Consider the following 21,578-nt stretch of genomic DNA (forward strand, 5'->3'; position numbering starts at 1 on the left):
TGGCAGCCTAGGGAGAAAGCCTAGGGCTTAAGACACACAACCTCCTCCGCACTGTCGTGCAGAGGAGGTTGTTTTTTGTATATCTACGGCGATGCGTGCTCGGGCGCGTGCAGAGTGGCCGTATCGCTGATGAGTGGGGCCGCCAGATTTGGCACGGGCGAGTTGATGATCTCCAGGGTCTCTGGGGTGGCCTTGAGATACACCTGGTGGAATTGCTCGCCGCCGAGATAGTCCTGCAGGAACGCAGCCAAGGCCGGATCTTGGGCCGCGGCGGCGCGGGTATGTTCCGGCACCTCGAATGCGGCCATATAATTTCGCGGCACGTCCTGCACCAGCCCCGCTGGGCGCGGGCCGAATTCCCCTTCAATCGGCAGGGTGCGCATGCTCAACACCGAACCTAAGCGGCCGTCGACGGTGTGCAACACCAGCGGGTAGCTCCGGTCGTCGAGTACCAGCTCCACCGTTCGTTTCGGTGAGGCATAGGCAAACTCGGTGATGTTGAGCTGGGCGGTGTCGCTGAGCTGCCCGGTATAGGAAAAGGGCGAGGGGGCAGCGAGGGTGTCCTGCGAGCGATCCTCAGGCGAATTCTCAAGCAGTTCGCCTTTGAGCTCAGCATCGGTGGGCGTGAACTGCCACTCGCTCGCGTGGAGCTGCTTGTGCCAATAGCCGGTGCGCCCAGCGTGGCGGCCTTCCACTCGCAACTGACGCTGGGAAGAACCGGCACCGGTGGAGTGGATCGAGATACGGTCGGTGATCTCGCCTGGAATTTTCGGCTGGTGTGCCCAATCCTCGGCGGGAAGACCAATGGGGGCAGTGGCCTGATCCAGGTGATGGCGCAGCGCATCACCCGCCGCAGGGCGCTCGTCCTCGCCCCAGGTGTAGCGGAACTGGGCAGGATCCGAGCCGTTGATATCAAAGTCCGACAGGCGGGTGTACATGTCGCCGTAGTCGTTGCTTACAAACATCACCGATCCGCCGGCGCTGATACTGCGCACCTGAAAGCGGGAATTCAGCGGGGTGCCCACCTCGTAGGAGTAGTCCCGAGCCAGCCACGGGTCGAGCGTGTAGATGCGCGAGCCATCCTCGCTCAGACCCACCACCTGGGTCACCTTTGCCAAAGAGATTGGCTGTTGCTTTCCATCGGGGGTCTCGTAGAAACGATCCGTGTGGGTACCAATCACGCTCAGCGCCCAGCGGCCGGGCTCGGTGGTGGGGGATTGGTGCCCCTTGCCCAGCCACACCGGCCCGCCCCAGGCGCGGATCCAGCCCCAGCGTTGAGGGCTCGACAGCAGGTTAGACAGGGTGTAGATCCACCCCGCGTCGTCGAGCGCCACCAGGGCGTCCTCGTTCACAGAGATACCCACGATCGCGCCCTTGAGGCAGTCCGGGGTGGGCAGCTCGCGCCACACCGGATCGCCCACATGCCGCACGGCAAGCTCTCCCTCGCGCAGCGCCACCTCCACTTTCTCATTAAAGCCCTGGGTGTTATCGCGCAACACCACCTGCTCTGGCAGCCCCGCAGGATCGGCCACAGGTAGCTGTTCATAGCCCTCGTCGCCGAAATCCGGAGGCACAAGCCCTAAAGGAAACTGGCCATAGCCTTGGGTGGGATCGCCCAGATGAGGCACGCAGGTCTTCGGGCCGGCCGAGTGGGGGACGATCGGCTGCGGACTATCCTCCACGGCGTGCGCCGTGGCGGTGGGCAGCATAGCCAGGGCAGTGACAGTGGCTAGGAGGCGGCGCACCGGCCTAGACGGTGTGATGGGAGAAAACATAGGGGCACGGCTCCTTTCGCGAGAGGTGGTGCTCGGCGGGCAGCTGAGGGGGCCGACGGGGCGCCGATGCGCTAGCCGACGTTAGCCCGCTGCACATTGTGCAGCTCGGAGTCCTGGGCTAGGCCCTCGCCGTTGTAGATGGCTCGGGTGCGCTGGGAATTGGTGAGGACATACTCGCTGAAGGAGAGCACAAGCCCGGCGTAGACACTGCGCTCCGGTGCATCCACGAAGGTGCCGTGGAAGGCATTATTTACGGTGGCGCGCCACTTGGGGCCGCGGGCGTTGTTGTACAGCATCTCCGAGAGCGGATGCGCCACCAAGGTCTCGTGTTCGGCGAAGAGCACCAGGGCCGGTTTGGTGGTGGGCTCGGAGGCGAGACCGAAATCGGCGGGGCCAGGGTTCGCGCCGACCACGCCCCGAACGGTGAAGTTTTCATCGCCTACCGCGTGCATGGAGGGGCCGAGGCTCTCAGCCACGCGCATCACGGAACCGCCGCCGGCCGAGTGACCCACCAGGATCGTGCGGGAGGTGTCAATCTTGCCCTGTAGCGGGCCGGGCGTGGTGTTGGCGTCGATCGCAGCGGTGGCGGCCAACTCCACCTGGTGGCCAAACCAGTTCACCCAGGTGTAGCCGATGGCCACCACATAGCCGTGGCTGGCATACAGCTCCGCTTGCCTGGAGAGCATGCCGGGCTCGGCCACGATGCCTGGAGACAGCACGATCAGCGGGGCCGGGTCGGAGGAGGTGATATCTGCCGGGTAGACCAGCTGCGAGCCGATCGGGGACTCCGGCCCCGAGGGCCAGGTGCCGTAGCACGGCGGCTCCGAGTTCACGCCATTCTGGTAGCGCAGGGCGGTGTTGTAGAACACGTAGAAAGCATCGGTGCAGTGGCGTGCCACCGCGGTGGAGGCCACCTCGTGGGGGCCGCGCTCGCCGAAAGTGGAGCGGATGGCACCCGGTGCCTCGTTATAGGGGGCCGTCAGTCGCAGTCCGGTGAGTCCAGCATCGCGCAGCTGATCGGGCACGAAGGGCGGGGCGATGTCGTGGGGCAGATCCGGCAGGTGCGCAGCGGAGGAGCTCACCTCGGGGGCGGGCGGCAGCGCCGGGTCGGCCATAGCGTGCTGCGGCAGCAGCAGGGCGGTGGTGGAGAGGAGTGCTACCGCTGCGGTGCGGCGGCGTGATACCAGAGACATGAGGCCAGCTTTCTTATATCGCTAAAAACTTGATGAACGCTACACAAGTGAATCTTAAGTGAGCTAAGAAACACGTAAAAGAAATCCGACGCACGCGTAGGTAGTTTTCACCAAGACGGGGGCGATCCGCCTGTGCGGCAGTTTAGTGCGGGGCCCTAGAGGCTGGAGACGACAATCACCGGCCGTCCCAGCAGGGATGGCCGGTGATCAGGGATCACGCCGCGCCGTGGTGGCACCTAGCGGCGAAGGCTGTGGGGCTATGAGCGCGGGTGGTGGTTGCTAATGGAGGCGGGCGAGAGGGCCGTCCACAGCGGGCGGGTTGAAACAGCTGGTGGGAATGGTCGAAGCCGAGCAGAAGGCCGGCGGGTTCACGGGCCGGTAGCCCTCGCTGACGCCGCCGGAGGAAACGAGCTCACGATAGGCCTCCACTCCGGAGGTGGGGCGGCGGGTGAGCGTGGGGTCATCCAAGATGTCCACCTGATAGAGGCCGAAGCGGGCAGAGTAATCGCCCCACTCGTAGTTGTCGGTGATGGACCAAGCGTTGTAGCCGATCACGGGATAGCCATCGGCAATAGCGCGCTGAATCCAGAAGATGGTGTCGCGGATGAAATCGCCCCGATCGGCCCCATCGGCGCGGGTGCCATTGTTCGTGGGCATGCCGTTTTCCACGATGTAGATGGGCTTGCCGGGGAAGGCGCCCGCGAAGTGGGTGATGGCCTCGTAGATGCCATCCGGTTGGGGGCGCACGGCTGCGAAATCGGCGCTGGCGGCGTGGATTGCACTGAGATTGTTCAGGGCCAGACCGTAGTAGTAATCGATGCCCACATAGTCCAGCTTGTCCTTGATGCGGTTAAGGAATACCTTGTCCGCCAGTCCCGTCACCGCCGGCAGGAAGGCCTCATTAGCGGTGACCATGGCATTCGGGTTGGCGCGGTGGGCGGCATCGTAGCCGGCATTGTGGGCTGCCACCACATTGTTGAGGAAGCGGGGCATGTCCCACGCCTTGATCAGACCGATCTCGACCTCGTGGCCGAAGAACACGAGCGGCTCGTTGAAGGTCACCCACATGGTGTCCTCGCCGCCTTGGCCGGCCGCCGGGGTGCCCCAGCGCTGGGTGATCAGATCGGCGAAGTCGCTGAATTGGGCCACAGCCTCGTCGGAGAGGAAGCCGCCGCGGTCAACGAGCCAACCGGGGTAGACGTAGTGCACCATCGTGATCATCGGGGTCATGCCGTGGGAGCGGATGGTGTTGATGATCGCATCGTAGTGGGCGAGGGCTTCCTCGTCCCAGCGGTCGGGCTCTGGCTCGATGCGGGCCCATTCCACAGAGATGCGATAGGTGTTGGCCCCCATTGCGGCGGCGTTGGCAATATCCTCTTCGTAGCGGTTCCAGAAGTCCACGGCATCGTTGACCGGATCGACCTTGCCGTTACCTTGATTTTCTTCCACGTAGCGTAGCCAGTTGGAGTCCGGATTGGAGCCCTCTACTTGGAAACCGGAGGAGGCCACGCCCCAGTGAAAGCCGGAGCCGGTGCTGTCGGATTCGGCCGCGGCGTGGGCGGCCGGGGCGCTGAGCGGGCTCGCTACCGCTAGCGCGACCGTGGCGAGCACGACGCACAGCCGCCGCCACAGCTTATTCTCACTAATTTTCAACATACGGCTCAGTATATTGAACTGTGCTTCCACAACCTATACGGGCACACCTGTGTCCCAGCACACAGCCTAAAACTCTTCGTAGACCGCAGGGTCTTGCGCTTTTCGACGCCCATCTGCCCGTCCGAGCGCCGTGATGGCCTCTACCTCGGCGGTGTCCAGACTTACCTCCAGCGCAGCCATATTGTCTTCTTGCCGCTCTCGTGAGCTGGCCTTGGGGATGGCGAGGGCGTTGATGGCCCGGTGCCACGCCAGAATGGTCTGCGCCACCGTGGCCTCATGGGCGTGGGCGATTTCCTGGAGCACGGGCTCATCGAAGACCTCGCCGCGGTTGAGGGGGCTCCACGACTGGGTGATGATGCCGCGTTCCTCGTGATAGGCGCGCGCCTCGGTCTGGGGGAAATAGGGGTGCAGTTCGATCTGGTTGACCGCGGGCAGCTCTCCCGTGGCAGCCTCTACTTGCTCGAGGTGCTCGGGCAAGAAATTGCACACGCCGATGTGGCGGATGAGGCCTTTGTCCCGGGCGGCCATAAGCCCGCGGTAGGCATCGATAAATAACCCTTGCTTGGGGTTAGGCCAGTGAATCAAGTAGAGGTCAATGTAATTAAGACCCAGCCGGTAGAGGGATTCCTCCACGCAGGTGAGCGCCTCGGTGTGATAGCGCCCAGGCAGCTTCGAGGTGATTACTAGCTCTGAGCGCGCCGCACTGCGATCGGCTCGCACGGCGGTGCGTACCGCCGTGCCCACCGTGCCTTCATTCTCGTAGTTATAAGCGCTATCGAGCAGCCGGTAGCCGGCGGCAATACCGGAGCGAATGGACTCCACCCCTGCCGATCCCTTGAGCTTGTAGGTGCCCAAGCCTTGAACGGGTAGCTGCAATCCGGTGTGCGATGTGAAGGTATCCATAGCGCAAGCCTACCGGCCCGAGGGGGCGTGCCCCTTGGACCTGCGGGCGGAGATCACGGCAAAAACCACCAAGCCTATGGTGACCCACAGGGCATAGCGGTTGATCTGCTCCACCACGTCGATTACCTGTTCGCCATAGCGGATGCCGATGTAGGCAAAGATGCCATTGCGCACCAGCACGCCGGCGGCGTTGACCGCGAGAACCACAGGAAAAGACACTCCCCGAATCGCGGCCAGCAAATTGGCGAGCAAACGAATGGGCATAAACGGGATATAGGAGATAAAGATCGCGCCCACCAGCAGGGGAGGGCTGAGCCTATCCAGTCGGGTCAGCCACGTCCGCATGCGCTTGGACTGGCCCACCACCATGGCCAAATACTCGCGCCCCCACCAGCGGCCAATCATCCACCACAAAGGCACTGCGCGCAGTGCGCCAACGAGTGCGCACAGCACAATCACCCACGCTGCGGTGCCACCCACGGTGGATTGGGCGCCGCCGATAATCGCCGAGGTGTAGCCGCCCACCAGTAGGGCATAGGGCAGGGGGTTGTTCATCAACCACACCCGCAGCGGGATCATGATCATGCTGAGCACAAGATCGGCAAAGAAATACACGAACAGCCAGATATCGCGCCGAGTGGGAGACGCGATAAATGCAGGGGTCGGCGGACCAGCATCCTCCTCTGCAGAGGTACTGGCATCCGCGCCGTCGGCTGCGGCGTGATTACCAGCGGCTGCCGCCGCCCCAGCTGCGGTATCGGGAGATTCCGCGGCAGAGCCCGCTCCATCTGGTGGAAGCGGCGCAGAACGGGGCACGGGGGCCTCGCCCTGACGGGGTTGCGGCTGGTGATCAGGTGTCGGATCAGGCACGGGGAGCGGAACTTCCTTCCATACAACGAGGTCAGAGGGCACTATACGGGGAGGGGTGGAGGTGGCTATACGGGCAAGTCACACACCATGGGGCAAGCCTACAAGATGGCCCGGACACCACTGGGGCCTGCGAGTGCGCGTTCATCTCTATCAGGGTGGGTGGGGTGTTTAGGGAAGCGTCGATAAGCGTGCACCATGGCTGAGCTGCGTCCGCGAGCTGCGCCTAGGTCCCAACGCTGTAATGGCTGCGGCTACACTCTTTAGGCATGCTGCCAAAGTCTCGCATCGCCGCCTCGCTCATGCTCGGGTTGGCCGCCGCCCTCATCGCGGCGGGGCTGTTCTTGCCGCGCGCACTGCACACGGATTCCCGCATTGCTCTCGACACGGGCCCGGTGACGTGGACGCTACGCGATGACAAAGCGCAGTCGCGGCTGCTCAGCTCGCCCGAGGGGCGTGTGCTCAACGCGCCAGTGACCAAGCAGGTGCACTTCGAATTTGTCGATCCGGCCGATGCCGACACCGTGACGGTTAAGGCCGGATCCACCCTCATGCGGGAATCCCGCCAAGCGGATCAAGACAGGCTGATTACTGCAGACATCACCAGCTATCGCATGAACCGACTCACCGGTCTTGCCGATTCCTCAGCCACCGTGGCCGATCAGATGGCCAGTCCCACCCGTAGCTTTGATATTCACGGTCAGTGGCTGAAGTTTGAACCCAACCCCGCCAACCACGGGCTTGAGTTTTATGACTCCACCGTGCGCCGCTCTTTTCCCGTGGAGTATGTGGAGGACTCCGAGATCGCCGGCCGGGCAGTGAAGGTTTATCACCAGCACATCGAGCCCCAGAACGTGGCGCAATCCTTCCCCGGGGTGTTCAATACCGCGAGGCTGCACGATGATTCAGCTGGCTTTCTCTATCACGAGGTGGATCGCCGGATAGCGGTGGATGTTGAGAGTGGATTGGTGCTCAATATAGAGGAAAACATCAACGACTTTTATGCAGACGCCAAACGTGAGAAGCCCGAACTCGTGCTGGTGGGCGAGTTCCGTATGAGCGAGGAGAATCAGCACGCACTGGCGAAGGCCGCCGAACATACGCGCGGTGGACAGGGTATTCGGATCGCGGGCTGGGTGCTGCTAGGATTCGGTGAAGCTCTGGCGCTACTGGCGCTCATCGGAGTGTTTATCGGCGGACGTCGGGCGCGCCGCGCACAGGCTGCCCGCGACGAGGCCGACGCAGACTCATAGAAATCTGCGCCCTGCAGCCTCATCCCTGCTCCGGTGTACATCCCAGGCCGCTTGCGGCGAGGTGGACGGCGCGAACACGACCGTCACACACACCACATCGCCCACGGCCTTTACAAGCGTGCGGTTCTGGTATAGGCTGATTCGTTGCGCTGGAATCCGTCGACCCCAGATTTTCACGAGACCTTGTTTAAATGGTTTGAAAAAACCGACTTGACAAGGTCGTTTAGTGCTATCGCGGCCGGTCAGGCGAGGTTCCTATAGCAGACCGAAATGCTCAAAGTTAGCGGCGGCTCGGGGAAAAGCGTGTCAGTGTGTGTCCCACTTTTAACACACTGCGGCCGATCCCTGTAGTTGTCGCGTGAGGTGCTGGAAGGACGCATCTTGGCAGTCTCCCGCCAGACCAAGTCAGTGGCCGAAATCCCCGGAGCTCCGAAGCGATACTCATTCGCGAAAATTCAGGAGCCCATCGCGCTGCCGGGTCTACTTGACCTGCAGCTGGAATCCTTTGCTTGGCTTATCGGCACGCCCGAGTGGCGTGCCCGTCAACAGGCCGAGGCACCCGAGGGTGCCCGTATTACCAGTGGTCTTGAGGACATCCTCGAGGAGTTGTCCCCGATTCAGGACTACTCCGGCAACATGTCTCTCTCGCTCTCGGAGCCGCGCTTCGAGGACGTGAAGAACACTGTTGACGAGTCCAAGGACAAGGACATCAACTACTCCGCTCCGCTGTATGTCACAGCAGAGTTCATTAACAACGAAACCCAGGAGATTAAGTCTCAGACGGTGTTCATCGGTGACTTCCCGATGATGACCGACCGAGGCACGTTCATCGTTAACGGCACCGAGCGTGTCGTGGTCTCCCAGCTCGTGCGTTCTCCCGGTGTGTACTTCGATCGCACCATCGATAAGTCCACCGAGCGTCCGCTGCACTCCGTGAAGGTGATTCCTTCCCGCGGTGCCTGGCTAGAGTTCGACGTGGACAAGCGCGACAGCGTCGGCGTGCGTATCGACCGCAAGCGTCGCCAGCCCGTCACCGTACTGCTCAAGGCCCTTGGGTGGACCACCGAGCAGATCACCGAGCGCTTCGGCTTCTCCGAGCTAATCATGTCCACCTTGGAAAACGACACTGTTTCCAACACCGACGAGGCTCTGCTGGAGATCTACCGCAAGCAGCGTCCGGGTGAGCAGCCGACCCGCGATCTCGCGCAGTCCCTGCTGGATAACAGCTTCTTCAAGCCCAAGCGCTATGACTTGGCCAAGGTGGGCCGCTACAAGGTCAACCGCAAGCTGGGCCTCACCGGTGCCGATGAGCGCACGATGACCCTCACTGAAGAGGACATCGCCACCACCATCGAGTACTTGGTACGCCTGCACGCCGGCGAGACCTCCATGGTCTCCCCGGATGGTGTGGAGATCCCGATCGATACCGATGACATCGACCACTTCGGTAACCGTCGTCTGCGCACCGTGGGTGAGCTCATCCAGAACCAGGTCCGCGTGGGCCTGTCCCGCATGGAGCGCGTGGTTCGCGAGCGCATGACCACCCAGGATGCGGAGTCCATCACTCCGACCTCCCTGATTAACGTGCGCCCCGTGTCCGCCGCCATCCGCGAGTTCTTCGGCACCTCCCAGCTGTCGCAGTTCATGGACCAGAACAACTCCCTGTCTGGTCTTACCCACAAGCGTCGTCTCTCCGCGCTGGGCCCGGGCGGCCTGTCGCGTGAGCGCGCCGGCATTGAGGTGCGCGACGTGCACCCGTCTCACTACGGCCGCATGTGCCCGATTGAGACCCCTGAGGGCCCGAACATCGGTCTGATCGGTTCGCTCTCCTCCTATGCACGCGTGAACCCCTTCGGCTTCATCGAGACTCCTTATCGCAAGGTGGACAACGGTGTTCTCACCGACGAGATCGTCTACCTCACCGCCGATGAGGAGGACCGCGCCGCTGTGGCTCAGGCCTCCCTGCGTGTGGATGACAACGGCGCAATCCTGGACACCCGCATCGAGGTGCGTGTGAAGGACGGCGACATCGAGGTCGTTGGTCCCGAGGGCGTGGACTACATGGATATCTCCCCGCGCCAGATGGTGTCGGTGGCAACCGCCATGATTCCCTTCCTCGAGCACGACGACGCTAACCGTGCCCTCATGGGTGCGAACATGCAGCGTCAGGCCGTGCCGCTGGTGCGCTCCGAGTCTGCCTACGTGGGCACCGGTATGGAGCTGCGCGCCGCCTACGATGCTGGTGATCTCGTGATCAACAAGAAGGCCGGCGTGGTGGAAAACGTCTGCGCCGACTTCATCACTGTGATGGCCGATGACGGCACCCGAGAAACCTACATGCTGCGCAAGTTCGAGCGCACCAACCAGGGCACCTGCTACAACCAGAAGCCCTTGGTGAACCTCGGTCAGCGTGTGGAAGAGGGCGAAGTACTGGCCGATGGCCCCGGCACCCACGATGGCGAGATGGCCCTAGGCCGCAACCTGCTCGTGGCATTCATGCCGTGGGAAGGCCACAACTACGAGGACGCGATTATCCTCAACCAGCGCCTCGTGGAGGAGGATGTTCTTACCTCCATCCACATCGAGGAGCACGAGATTGATGCCCGCGACACCAAGCTCGGTGCCGAGGAGATCACCCGTGAGATCCCGAACGTTTCCGAGGATGTACTCAAGGACCTCGACGAGCGCGGCATCGTGCGTATCGGCGCCGATGTGCGCGACGGCGACATCCTGGTGGGTAAGGTCACCCCGAAGGGTGAGACCGAGCTGACCCCGGAGGAGCGCCTGCTGCGCGCCATCTTCGGTGAGAAGGCCCGCGAGGTGCGCGACACCTCCATGAAGGTGCCGCACGGTGAAACCGGCAAGGTGATCGGTGTGCGCCGCTTCTCCCGCGAGGACGATGACGATCTCGCCCCCGGCGTGAACGAGATGATCCGCGTGTACGTGGCACAGAAGCGCAAGATCCAGGACGGCGATAAGCTCGCCGGCCGCCACGGTAACAAGGGCGTGGTGGGCAAGATCCTGCCCGCCGAGGACATGCCCTTTATGGCCGATGGCACCCCAGTGGACATCATCCTGAACACCCACGGTGTGCCGCGTCGTATGAACATCGGTCAGGTGCTCGAGGTCCACTTGGGTTGGCTGGCTGCCGCCGGTTGGAAGATCGACCCGGAGGATGAGAAGAACGCACAGCTGCTCAAGACTCTCCCCGAGGAGCTCTACGACGTTCCCGCCAACTCGCTCACCGCGACCCCGGTGTTCGACGGCGCCTCCAACGAGGAGCTGGCTGGCCTGCTGGCGAACTCCCGCCCGAACCGCGATGGCGATGTGCTCATCGACGGCAACGGTAAGACTCGCCTCTTCGACGGTCGCTCCGGTGAGCCCTTCCAGCACCCGATCTCGGTCGGCTACATGTACATGCTGAAGCTGCACCACCTGGTGGATGAGAAGATCCACGCCCGCTCCACCGGCCCGTACTCCATGATCACCCAGCAGCCGCTGGGCGGTAAGGCACAGTTCGGTGGCCAGCGCTTCGGTGAGATGGAGGTGTGGGCTATGCAGGCCTACGGCGCCGCCTACACCCTGCAGGAGCTGCTCACCATCAAGTCCGATGACGTGGTGGGACGCGTGAAGGTCTACGAGGCGATCGTGAAGGGCGACAACATCCCTGATCCCGGTATCCCGGAGTCCTTCAAGGTGTTGCTCAAGGAGCTGCAGTCGCTGTGTCTGAACGTGGAGGTTCTCTCCGCAGACGGCACCCCGATGGAGCTGGGTACCACCGACGATGACGAGTTCGATCAGGCCGGTGCCTCCCTGGGCATCAACCTGTCGCGCGACGAGCGCTCGGACGACATCGCCTAAAAATACGGTGCTTTCTTTCCCACCAGCCTGCGGGTGACACTCCGCGGTGCACCCTGCAGGCTAGGGGACTAAGCGCAAGAAACTGACACTTCAAGTTCTTTACAAAAACTACGACACCCCACCACCGCGTGGGGGAAAGGGAGTTTGCGTGCTCGACGTCAACTTCTTCGACGAGCTCCGTATTGGGCTGGCCACCGCCGACGATATCCGTCGTTGGTCCAAAGGCGAGGTCAAGAAGCCGGAGACCATTAACTACCGCACCCTGAAGCCGGAAAAGGATGGCCTGTTCTGCGAGCGCATCTTCGGTCCTACCCGCGACTGGGAGTGTGCCTGCGGCAAGTACAAGCGTGTCCGCTACAAGGGCATCATCTGTGAGCGCTGTGGCGTTGAGGTGACCAAGTCCAAGGTGCGCCGTGAGCGCATGGGCCACATTGAGCTGGCCGCACCGGTGACTCACATCTGGTACTTCAAGGGCGTTCCCTCCCGCCTGGGCTACCTTCTGGACCTTGCTCCGAAGGACCTGGAGCGCATCATCTACTTCGCGGCCAACATCATCACCTCGGTGGACGATGAGGCCCGCCACGCCGACCTGACCACTCTGGAAGCAGAAATGCTGCTGGAGAAGAAGGACGTGGAGGCCGACGCCGAATCTGAGATCGCCGAGCGCGCTCAGAAGATGGAAGAGGATCTGGCCGAGCTGGAAGAGGCCGGTGCTAAGGCCGATGCTCGCCGCAAGGTGCAAAACGCCGCCGAGAAGGAAATGCAGCACATCCGCGAGAAGGCTGAGCGTGAGATCGCTCGCCTGGATGAAATCTGGCAGACCTTCACCAAGCTGGCTCCGAAGCAGATGATCATCGACGAGACCATCTACGAAGAGCTCGTGGACCGCTACGAGGACTACTTCACCGGTGGCATGGGTGCCGAGGCAATCCAGACCCTGGTGCGTAACTTCGACCTCGACGCCGAGGCTGAGACCCTGCGGGAGATCATCAACAACGGCAAGGGCCAGAAAAAGATGCGTGCCCTCAAGCGCTTGAAGGTGGTTGCCGCCTTCCAGCGTTCGGGTAACGACCCGGCCGGCATGGTGCTCGATTGCATTCCGGTGATCCCGCCGGAGCTGCGCCCGATGGTGCAACTCGACGGTGGCCGTTTCGCCACCTCGGACCTCAATGACCTGTACCGCCGCGTGATCAACCGCAACAACCGCCTCAAGCGTATGATTGATCTCGGCGCCCCCGAGATCATCGTGAATAACGAGAAGCGCATGCTGCAGGAGTCCGTGGACGCGCTCTTCGACAACGGCCGTCGCGGCCGTCCGGTCACCGGCCCGGGCAACCGCCCGCTGAAGTCGCTGTCTGACCTGCTCAAGGGTAAGCAGGGCCGCTTCCGTCAGAACCTGCTGGGTAAGCGTGTCGACTACTCGGGTCGTTCCGTGATTATCGTGGGCCCGCAGCTGAAGCTGCACGAGTGTGGTCTGCCCAAGCTCATGGCCCTGGAGCTGTTCAAGCCCTTCGTGATGAAGCGTCTGGTGGAGCACGACTACGCCCAGAACATCAAGTCCGCCAAGCGCATGGTGGAGCGTCAGCGCCCCGAGGTGTGGGATGTGCTGGAAGAGGCCATCTCGGAGCACCCGGTGATGCTCAACCGTGCACCTACCCTGCACCGCCTGGGTATTCAGGCCTTCGAGCCGGTGCTCGTGGAGGGTAAGGCTATTCAGCTGCATCCGCTGGCCTGTGAGGCGTTCAACGCTGACTTCGACGGTGACCAGATGGCAGTCCACCTGCCGCTGTCCGCCGAGGCCCAGGCTGAGGCCCGCATCCTGATGCTCGCTTCCAACAACATCCTGTCCCCGGCCTCCGGTAAGCCGCTGGCTATGCCGCGTCTGGACATGGTGACTGGCCTGTACTACCTGACCCTGGAAAAGACCCCGGATCAGCTCGGTGGCGAGGGGGCCTACAGCCCCGCCACGGAAGAGGGTCCGGAGCAGGGCGTGTACTCCTCCTACGCCGAGGCCATCATGGCCCGCGACCGTGGCGTGCTGGGCCTGCAGGCGCCGATCAAGGTGCGTATCTCGCACCTGCGTCCGACCGCGGAGATCGAGGCGGAGCACTTCCCCGAGGGCTGGCAGCCCGGCCAGGTGTGGACTGCCCACACCACGCTGGGTCGCATCATGTTCAACGAGCTGCTGCCGTGGAACTACCCGTACCTTGAAGGCATCATGGTGCGTAAGGGTGGCGGCCAGGACAAGATCATGCTGGGCGATGTGATTAATGATCTCGCCGCCAAGTACCCGATGATCACCGTGGCCCAGACCATGGACAAGATGAAGGACGCCGGTTTCTACTGGGCTACCCGCTCTGGCGTGACCATCACCATGTCCGACGTGCTGGTGCTTCCGAACAAGCACGAGATTCTCGAGCGCTACGAGGCCTCGGCCCGTGAGATCGAGAAGAAGTACTGGGAGAAGGGTGCTCTCACCCCGCGTGAGCGCTATGACCGCCTGGTGGAGCTGTGGAAGGATGCCACCGACACCGTGGGTCAGGCCGTGGAGGATCTCTACCCGGACGAGAACCCGATTCCGATGATCGTGAAGTCGGGCGCAGCCGGTAACATGCGTCAGATCTGGACCCTGGCCGGTATGAAGGGCATGGTTGTGAACTCCAAGGGTGATTACATCACCCGCCCGATCAAGACCTCCTTCCGCGAGGGCTTGTCGGTGCTCGAGTACTTCAACAACTCGCACGGTTCCCGTAAGGGTCTGGCCGATACCGCGCTGCGTACCGCCGACTCGGGTTACCTGACCCGTCGTCTGGTGGACGTGGCCCAGGACGTGATTGTGCGCGAGGATGACTGTGAGACCCGTCAGGGTATCCGCGTGGCCATCTCCGAGCCGATCACCGATGCCGACGGCGAGATCACCGGCTACACCCCGGATCCGCTGAACGAGACCAGCGTCTACGGTCGCGTGCTGGCAGCTGATGCCGCCACCGACGAGGGCGAGGTTGTGCTGCCCGCCGGTACCTACATTGGTGAGGAGGAAGTAAACACCCTCATCAACGCTGGTGTGCAGGTAATCAAGCTCCGCTCGGTGCTTACCTGTGAAACCCCTGCCGGCGTGTGCGCCAAGTGCTACGGCAAGTCCATGGCCACCGGTAAGCAGGTGGAGATCGGCGAAGCCGTCGGTATTATCGCCGCCCAGTCGATTGGTGAGCCGGGTACCCAGCTGACCATGCGTACCTTCCACCAGGGTGGTGTCGGTGGCGACATCACCGGTGGCCTGCCCCGTGTGCAGGAGCTCTTCGAGGCCCGCGTGCCCAAGAACCGCGCCCCGATCGCCTCGGTTGCGGGTTCGGTGAAGCTGGAGGACACCGGAAACTTCTACACCCTCACCATCGTGCCGGATGACGGCTCCGATGATGTGGTCTACGAGAAGCTCTCCAAGCGTCAGGGCCTGGCTCAGGTTCGCGTGCCCATGGAGTCCAACCCGCAGGCCACCATTGAGCGCACTCTGCGCGAGGGTGATCATGTGGAGGTGGGTCAGCGCCTGCTGCGCGGCCCGGCTGATCCGCATGATGTGCTGGAGCACTTGGGTCGACGTGGTGTCGAAAAGCACCTCATCGATGAGGTGCAGGCCGTGTACCGCACTCAGGGTGTGGCGATCCACGATAAGCACATCGAGATCATCATCCGCCAGATGCTGCGTCGCGGTACCGTGATCGAGTCCGGCTCCACGGAGTTCCTGCCCGGTACCCTGGTGGATCTCTCGGAGGCGAAGGCCGCCAACCTCGAGGCCCGCAAGTCCGGTGGCGAGGCTGCGCAGCTCCGCAGCGAGATCATGGGTATCACCAAGGCCTCGCTGGCTACCGAGTCGTGGCTGTCCGCCGCGTCCTTCCAGGAGACCACCCGTGTGCTCACCGACGCTGCTATCAACAAGCGTTCGGATAAGCTCATTGGTCTCAAGGAGAACGTGATCATCGGTAAGCTGATCCCGGCCGGTACCGGTATCTCGCGCTACCGCAACATCGCGGTCAAGCCCACCGAGGCTGCCAGCAGCCCGGCGTACTCCATCTCGCCCTTCGGTGATGCGATCTACGATCCGGACGGCGCGTACCAGGAGTTCACCGGCGCGAGCGTGCCGCTGGAGGATACGAACTACCACGCGTAGTTCACCCCTCGGTCTGCCCCTTCATCAGCCCTTCTACCGTCTAGGCCCCGCCACATAGTTCGGCTAGGGAATGGCTCCTCAAAGTGGGAGAGGAGCCATACCCGCCACAGTCGAATAAAAGGCGCGGCAACTGGAGGTAGGAGGGCTGTGGTGTGTTCTAGTGCACATGGGGCTAAGCTTGAACCAACGTTCAACGTCACACACCAAGGTGGAGCATGAGATTTCTAAAGCCGTTACGCGGCGGCGTCGTCGTGGTCGCCACCTGCGCGCTTGCGGGTTGCACCATCGGTTCGGGCTCAGGCCCCTCGAGCTCGGAGGGAAGCTCTATGCAACAGGAGGCCTCCACTTCTACGGCTGAGTCAATACCCCACATCGATCACGCTGCGCTTGACGACGCCGTCTCTCGGCTCGAAGAACAGTACGGCCCCATGGGAATCGCCGTGGATGGCTCAGTGCACGGCAACCTCACCTCGGGTTCCGCGTGGTCCACCTCGAAGGTGGCCATCGCGATTGCCGCGGACCGGGCTGGTGTGGCGGATCCCAGCGTGGTTGAAGCCGCCATCGCGGTATCGGACAATGATGCCGCCGATATGCTCTGGAACGCCATTGGCGGTGGGGAAGATGCGGCGCTAGCCGCCAACGAGGTGCTGCGCGATGGCGGAGACACCGTCACCGACTACAACGCCTTCCACCTGGGCTATTTCACCCCCTATGGCCAAACCGAATGGGCCTTGAAGGATCAGGTGCGCTTCGCTGCCAGCCTGCCCAGCCTCGATGGTGCGGAAACCACCTATGAGGCCATGGGCGATAGCTCCCAGCATCAGCCTTATGGCTTGGCCACGATGCCGAATCCACACTTCAAAGGCGGTTGGGGCCCGGATGATTCCGGCCGCTACCTAGTCCGCCAATTTGGAATCGTGACGGGCCCGGACAATAAGGATCTGCCGATCGCGATTATGGTTAAGCCCACCGATGGCACCTACGAGTCTGGGCAGGAAGCGCTCACCGCGCTAGCCGACCAGCTGAAGAAGTGCACAACCACGGATAGTTAGATACCTGTATGCGCACTCCGCCTAGGCCACGACCTAGGCGGATATTTTTATGCCGCTCACCCGTGTCTGAGGCAGGGCGCATATTGAAAATGGGTATTGATAAAAGGAGAAGGTGGGGCTACCCTTAGCTCAAATGAACCTCGTACTTTTGCTCGATGGCGGTGCAGGACCTTCTACTCATGTGAAGGTGGAGCGTGCATGGCGTCGACCTTCATAGAAGTGAGACTATGTGGCTGTCACACGCGCACAACTTAAACGCTTGAAACCAAGCCCCTCACCGCGGCTGCCGATAGCGGTACTGCTCGTGGGGCTTATTCTCGCGCCCCCGCTCAGCTTGGGGTATGGCGCTGCGGCAGTGCCCTTTTCCGAGGCTCTTTCTATCTTGGCTCTCAAGGTGTTGGGTGTGGGGGATGCGGCGGAATGGGATCCTACGGTGGTTGCCATCATTTGGCTCAACCGCGTTCCGAGGATAGTTGCCGCTATCGCTGTTGGCTGCATCCTCGGGGTTGCAGGTGTAGCCATGCAAGCGACGATCCGAAACCCGCTCGCAGAACCCTATGTTCTGGGAATTAGCTCAGGGGCCTCTGCTGGCGCGGCTACTTCTATTGTGCTCGTCGGAGTCAGTAGCGCGCTAGCAGTGAGCTTCTCTGCTTTTAGCGGGGCAATCATAGCCACAGCTCTCGTACTCTGGCTAGGGGCTCAGGGTTCCCGTTCCACCCTGCGGTTGGTTCTCGCAGGCGTGGCCATAGGCTTCGCCTTCCAAGCAGCAACCAACCTCATCATCGTCAGCGCCAACGACGCTGAAACAGCCCAGTCTGTGGTGTTTTGGGGTTTAGGTTCACTCACCCGACCGACACTGGGACAATCCCTCGTATTGCTGCTCATCGCAGTGGTCCTCAGCGTTGGGCTGTGGATCGCAGGACCCTATCTGGATGCATTGGCATCGGGCGATCACACCTGCGTGACCATTGGGGTCAACCCCGCCGTGATGCGGGCGTGTGTGCTGGTTCCGGTGTCGTTGGCGATCGGTGTGGCCGTGGCTCACACTGGCGGGATCGGCTTTATCGGCTTGGTTATCCCACACATCATGCGTCCGATCGTGGGCTATTCTCATCGCCCGCTCATACCCGGTACCGCTCTCGCTTCTGCACTGTTTTTGCTGGCCACCGATACGGTAGCGCGCACAGTGCTCGCGCCGGTGGAGATCCCTATTGGCATTATCACCGCCCTGCTCGGAGCCCCCATGTTGGTGATGCTCACGCGCAGGATGCCTTAATCAAGGAGGAAATCCGGACATGATGACAGCATCACACATTCGGGTGTCGCGGCTCGGACGAACTATCCTGCACGATGTCTCATCCTCCTTACCAGACGGCTGTATCACTGGCATTATCGGCCCCAATGGTGCCGGCAAAACCACCTTTCTCAACGTGTTGTATCGGGCTGTAATTCCGGATGAGGGGACGGTGATCGTAGATGGTCGCTCGGTCGAAGAGCTCAGTCGTCGAGAGATCGCTCGCTGCATCTCGGTAGTGGCTCAACACTCAGAGGCGACCTTGCCCCTGACCGTGCGTGACAGCGTGGCGTTGGGAATGCTCGGCCACAGCGGCGCGCTGCGCTACGGAAGCACTGAGGATGCGGCGCGGGTAGAGGAGGCCTTGGAGCGAGTCGATCTGCAGCATGTGGCGGACCGGCTGACGCATGAACTGTCCGGTGGAGAGTTTCAACGGGTGCTCATAGCCCGCGCCATCGTCCAAGCTGCAGATCACTTGCTTCTGGACGAGCCAACTAATCACCTCGATGTGCACCACCAATACCGAATCCTTGAGCTGGTACGCCGTCTCCACCTCACCACCACGCTGGTGCTCCACGACCTCAACCTGGCTTCCCAGTTTTGCGATCGCCTCATCTTGCTTCATCGCGGGGAAGTGGTGGCGTATGGGACACCCGCTGAGGTACTCACGGCGGAGCGGGTGAGCGAGATTTATCGCGTCGAAGCCTCCGTGGTTAAGCACAACGGTCACAACTATCTTCTATTCCGCTCGGGTAAACCTACCCCGTCGTCGTAGGCGACCCCATGTTTTAGTCCAGAAAGGACATCTCTATGAAGAAAACTCTTTCCGCCCTTCTGCTCGTCGGTTGTTGCGCCTTCTCTGCCTGCTCTGGGGGAGACGTGGAAAGCGCCAAGCGCGATGCCTCCAAGTCCTCCGCCGGCTCCGACGGTGTGTCTGTGGATAGCTGTGGCCGCACCATCACGCTGGATAAGGCGCCAGAGCGCGTAGTGTTCCTCAACGCGGTGGGCGCTTCCCAGCTGGCTGATCTGGATCTTCTTGATCGAGTGGTGGCTCGTTCGGGCACCATCGACACCAGCATCTATGACACCGAGGATGCGAAGAAGATTGATGGGCTGCCAGTGCTGGAAAGCACGGATGCCGGGCATGGCCACTCGACCCTCTCCACAGAGTCCCTTCTCGAGGTCAAACCCGACCTGCTTATCGGTTATGAATCTGGCGTGGACATGGAAAAGGTCGAGGCATCAGGTGTACCCGTCTACATTCCAGCCTCCTACTGCGCCGGTACTGCTAAAGAGCGCGCGAGCTTCGACGATGTCACCGAAGAGATCGATCGTTTCGGCCAGCTTTTCGACGTCGCCTCCCAGGCAGAGAAACTCGGCGTCGAACTCAAAGAGAAGGTGAGTGAGCTAAAAGATGCCAACCCCGGTGACCTTTCCGGGGCCACGGCGGCGATGGTCTTTATCACCCCAGGAGATACCGGAACGATATCTGTCTACGGAAACACCAGCATGGCGCAAGCTCAGCTGGACGCCTTAGGCATGAAAAACGTTTACGAAGATAATTCCGAGCGTGTCAGTGATGTCTCTATCGAAGACATTCTAGAGAAAAACCCTGATTATATTGCCCTGCTCCACACCGCGGGGACTTCGGAGGAGATTATGTCGACCTTTGGGGATGTGCGCGGTTCCGAGGACCTTGCGGCAACCAAGAACGATCGTGTGGTTACTCTGGATTATCCGCTGGTAGATCCGGCCTCGCCACTGTCTGTGAAGGGCCTCGAGGAATTGAAGACCAAGTTGTCCTCTTAGTCTGCAGCCGGTCTCAGCGGCGAGGAAAGATGGGATCCAACACCTACGATCAAGATTAAAGAGCGAAAATACAAACGGAAGGAGCAACAATAGGCTGCTGGGGCTATAAGGCGCATAGCCCCAGCGCCCACCCCCTTATACTAGGGGACAGAAAGGAGCACCACATGCCCTACATCATCATCGCCGCCTACCTAGGGATAGCTGGAATACTCGTCTCTACCAAGGCTGAACTCGGATACTGGCTACCCGTCGCCGGTGGATTCATCGTGTCGATGTGGATGGCGATCGAAACTGAAAAGATTGACCGGAAGCTAGGCCGCCCATGAACCCCACCATCATCGACACCGATACCGGCCGCGAGCTATGGCCAGCCGAGCAATGCGCCGCCCACTGCGGCATATCACGCTCCACCTGGACCACCTACGCATCGCGCGGCCAAGCCTCCGCCCCCAAGCCTGTAGCACACCTAGGCCGCTACACCCTATGGGACGCGGCCGAGGTACAGGCGTGGCACGCTGCTCGCCCCTCACAACGGCGCTAGCCGATAGCCGACCCCGAGAGAAAGCGCCATCCATGTCGAACCGCCGTGTTGACTGCTATGCGGGCGTCATTAACGTCAAGTCTGCATCTATGAGTTTCTAGATGTGTTCCAATCCATTCGCCGTCGCATCCGAATGATCTGCCACTACCCTTGTGCGATCGTGTGGTTACTCTGAAGTGCCCGCCATCCTCAACGCAATGAGCACCTACTCCAGGGAAGAGCAATCTTGGGGCGAGCAGACGCGCGGTCGAGTAGGTGGGGGCGAGGTAGAGCCACGTGAGGGCTGGATGAGACACAATTGTGACCCATAATGCTCTCGACATAACGATGGCCCGTGTCTGGGCAGAGAAAGACGGTTGCATGATCAGCCCGTGGTGAGCCCGCGGCATGCTCGTACTCAGCGGCCACGTAGGCGGCGCCGCTACTCAAGCCCACAAAGAGTCCGGTGTGCTGCAGGAGATTGCTACATCCGGATGCGGCAACCTCAGAGCTCACCCAATGCACTGCGTCGAAAATATCGTGGCGAATATTGCCGAACGCGATAGAGCTGCCAATGCCGGCGATCAGCATGGCTGGATCGGCAATATGCTCGGAGCCGAAACTCACGCTGCCGAAAGGCTCCACAGCCACCATCGTGATCTCAAGATCACCGCAGGATAGTCCACTGTATAGCCCAGCGCTGGATGCGCCGGTTCCCACTGGGCACACGAGGCTCAACGATGAGTGGCTACTCCCCAGCGTTTCAGCTAAGTCGCTGCCAATCTTTTCGTAACCAAGCGCATGGACAACCGAGTGGTACTGCTGCATCCAGTGCCATCCAGGATGCTCGGCTAACAAGTCGTGGATCCGAGCGACACGCCGATTCTGATCCTGGCTAAGGGAGTCAGTGGGAGGCATGGTCTCCAGCGCAACCCCGAGAAGCCGCAGTTGTGCTGCGATGCAGGGATCTATCGAGGTGGAACCTACGATGTAGCACTGCACATTCTCTCGCCGGCATGCAAGACCTAGGGCGAGGGCGTAGAGGCCGCTGGAGGAATCGATCACAGTAGCGCCAGGATGAATAGTGCCAGCGCGAAGGAGTTCAGTGACGGCTCGGTGCGCGCAGGCTGCTTTTAACAGCTCGAATCGAAGCGCATACAACCCAGGCGCAACACTTACGAGCGCGGGATCCGATAGCAATGTGAGACCATCTTTATAGCAGCGCATGTG

General features: G+C 61.6%; 15 protein-coding genes. 9 read left to right on the forward strand and 6 right to left on the reverse strand.

What is annotated here, in order from left to right; all coding sequences use genetic code 11:
* Positions 1-83 precede the first annotated feature (83 nt).
* From CCICO_RS01225 to CCICO_RS01245, 5 genes are all read right to left on the reverse strand, one after another.
* On the reverse strand, positions 84-1,775 hold the full coding sequence (locus CCICO_RS01225) for a hypothetical protein (protein ID WP_018018630.1): 1,692 nt from the start codon (positions 1,773-1,775) through the stop codon (positions 84-86).
* 71 nt (positions 1,776-1,846) lie between these two features.
* Positions 1,847-2,968, reverse strand: a complete 1,122-nt coding sequence (locus CCICO_RS01230) for a poly(ethylene terephthalate) hydrolase family protein (RefSeq protein WP_018018631.1) — start codon at positions 2,966-2,968, stop codon at positions 1,847-1,849.
* 279 nt (positions 2,969-3,247) lie between these two features.
* Positions 3,248-4,624, reverse strand: coding sequence for a family 1 glycosylhydrolase (locus CCICO_RS01235; protein ID WP_018018632.1), 1,377 nt, complete (start codon positions 4,622-4,624; stop codon positions 3,248-3,250).
* Positions 4,625-4,690: 66 nt separating this feature from the next.
* Positions 4,691-5,527: an aldo/keto reductase gene (locus tag CCICO_RS01240; protein WP_018018633.1), complete on the reverse strand. Its 837-nt coding sequence runs from the start codon at positions 5,525-5,527 to the stop codon at positions 4,691-4,693.
* A 9-nt stretch (positions 5,528-5,536) separates the two neighbouring features.
* The gene (locus CCICO_RS01245) at positions 5,537-6,397 is read right to left on the reverse strand and encodes a DedA family protein (protein ID WP_018018634.1); all 861 of its coding nucleotides are present in this window, start codon (positions 6,395-6,397) and stop codon (positions 5,537-5,539) included.
* A 266-nt stretch (positions 6,398-6,663) separates the two neighbouring features.
* Here CCICO_RS01245 and pgfA point away from each other — a divergent pair, with 266 nt between their 5' ends.
* The 9 genes from pgfA to CCICO_RS01290 all read left to right on the forward strand — a co-directional run bounded on the left by pgfA (position 6,664) and on the right by CCICO_RS01290 (position 20,369).
* A complete protein-coding gene (gene pgfA / locus CCICO_RS01250) occupies positions 6,664-7,647 on the forward strand; it encodes a cell envelope lipid trafficking protein PgfA (RefSeq protein WP_018018635.1) in 984 nt (327 codons plus the stop codon).
* Positions 7,648-8,010: 363 nt separating this feature from the next.
* On the forward strand, positions 8,011-11,508 hold the full coding sequence (gene rpoB, locus CCICO_RS01255) for a DNA-directed RNA polymerase subunit beta (protein ID WP_208854310.1): 3,498 nt from the start codon (positions 8,011-8,013) through the stop codon (positions 11,506-11,508).
* A 148-nt stretch (positions 11,509-11,656) separates the two neighbouring features.
* Positions 11,657-15,673 (forward strand): DNA-directed RNA polymerase subunit beta', encoded by a 4,017-nt coding sequence (locus CCICO_RS01260; protein WP_018018637.1) that lies wholly within the window; start codon positions 11,657-11,659, stop codon positions 15,671-15,673.
* 215 nt (positions 15,674-15,888) lie between these two features.
* Positions 15,889-16,725 (forward strand): serine hydrolase, encoded by an 837-nt coding sequence (locus tag CCICO_RS01265; RefSeq protein ID WP_156809784.1) that lies wholly within the window; start codon positions 15,889-15,891, stop codon positions 16,723-16,725.
* A 229-nt stretch (positions 16,726-16,954) separates the two neighbouring features.
* On the forward strand, positions 16,955-18,001 hold the full coding sequence (locus CCICO_RS01270) for a FecCD family ABC transporter permease (protein WP_244263962.1): 1,047 nt from the start codon (positions 16,955-16,957) through the stop codon (positions 17,999-18,001).
* Between the two features lie 19 nt (positions 18,002-18,020).
* Complete coding sequence (locus CCICO_RS01275) at positions 18,021-18,794, forward strand: ABC transporter ATP-binding protein (protein WP_018018640.1); 774 nt, start codon at positions 18,021-18,023, stop codon at positions 18,792-18,794.
* Between the two features lie 35 nt (positions 18,795-18,829).
* Positions 18,830-19,828 carry an ABC transporter substrate-binding protein gene (locus CCICO_RS01280; RefSeq protein ID WP_018018641.1) on the forward strand — a complete coding sequence of 333 codons (999 nt, stop codon included), beginning with the start codon at positions 18,830-18,832 and terminating at the stop codon, positions 19,826-19,828.
* Between the two features lie 164 nt (positions 19,829-19,992).
* On the forward strand, positions 19,993-20,154 hold the full coding sequence (locus CCICO_RS01285; RefSeq protein WP_018018642.1) for a hypothetical protein: 162 nt from the start codon (positions 19,993-19,995) through the stop codon (positions 20,152-20,154).
* Entirely contained in the window at positions 20,151-20,369 is a 219-nt protein-coding gene (locus tag CCICO_RS01290) for a helix-turn-helix transcriptional regulator (protein WP_018018643.1), read from the forward strand. Before CCICO_RS01285 ends, CCICO_RS01290 begins: the two co-directional genes overlap by 4 nt.
* A 189-nt stretch (positions 20,370-20,558) precedes the next feature.
* Here CCICO_RS01290 and CCICO_RS11370 read toward each other — a convergent pair whose 3' ends face one another.
* Positions 20,559-21,575, reverse strand: coding sequence for a pyridoxal-phosphate dependent enzyme (locus CCICO_RS11370; RefSeq protein WP_083878218.1), 1,017 nt, complete (start codon positions 21,573-21,575; stop codon positions 20,559-20,561).
* Positions 21,576-21,578: the final 3 nt, after the last annotated feature.

This window comes from Corynebacterium ciconiae DSM 44920, assembly GCF_030440575.1.
GTDB classification, from domain to species: Bacteria; Actinomycetota; Actinomycetes; order Mycobacteriales; family Mycobacteriaceae; genus Corynebacterium; species Corynebacterium ciconiae.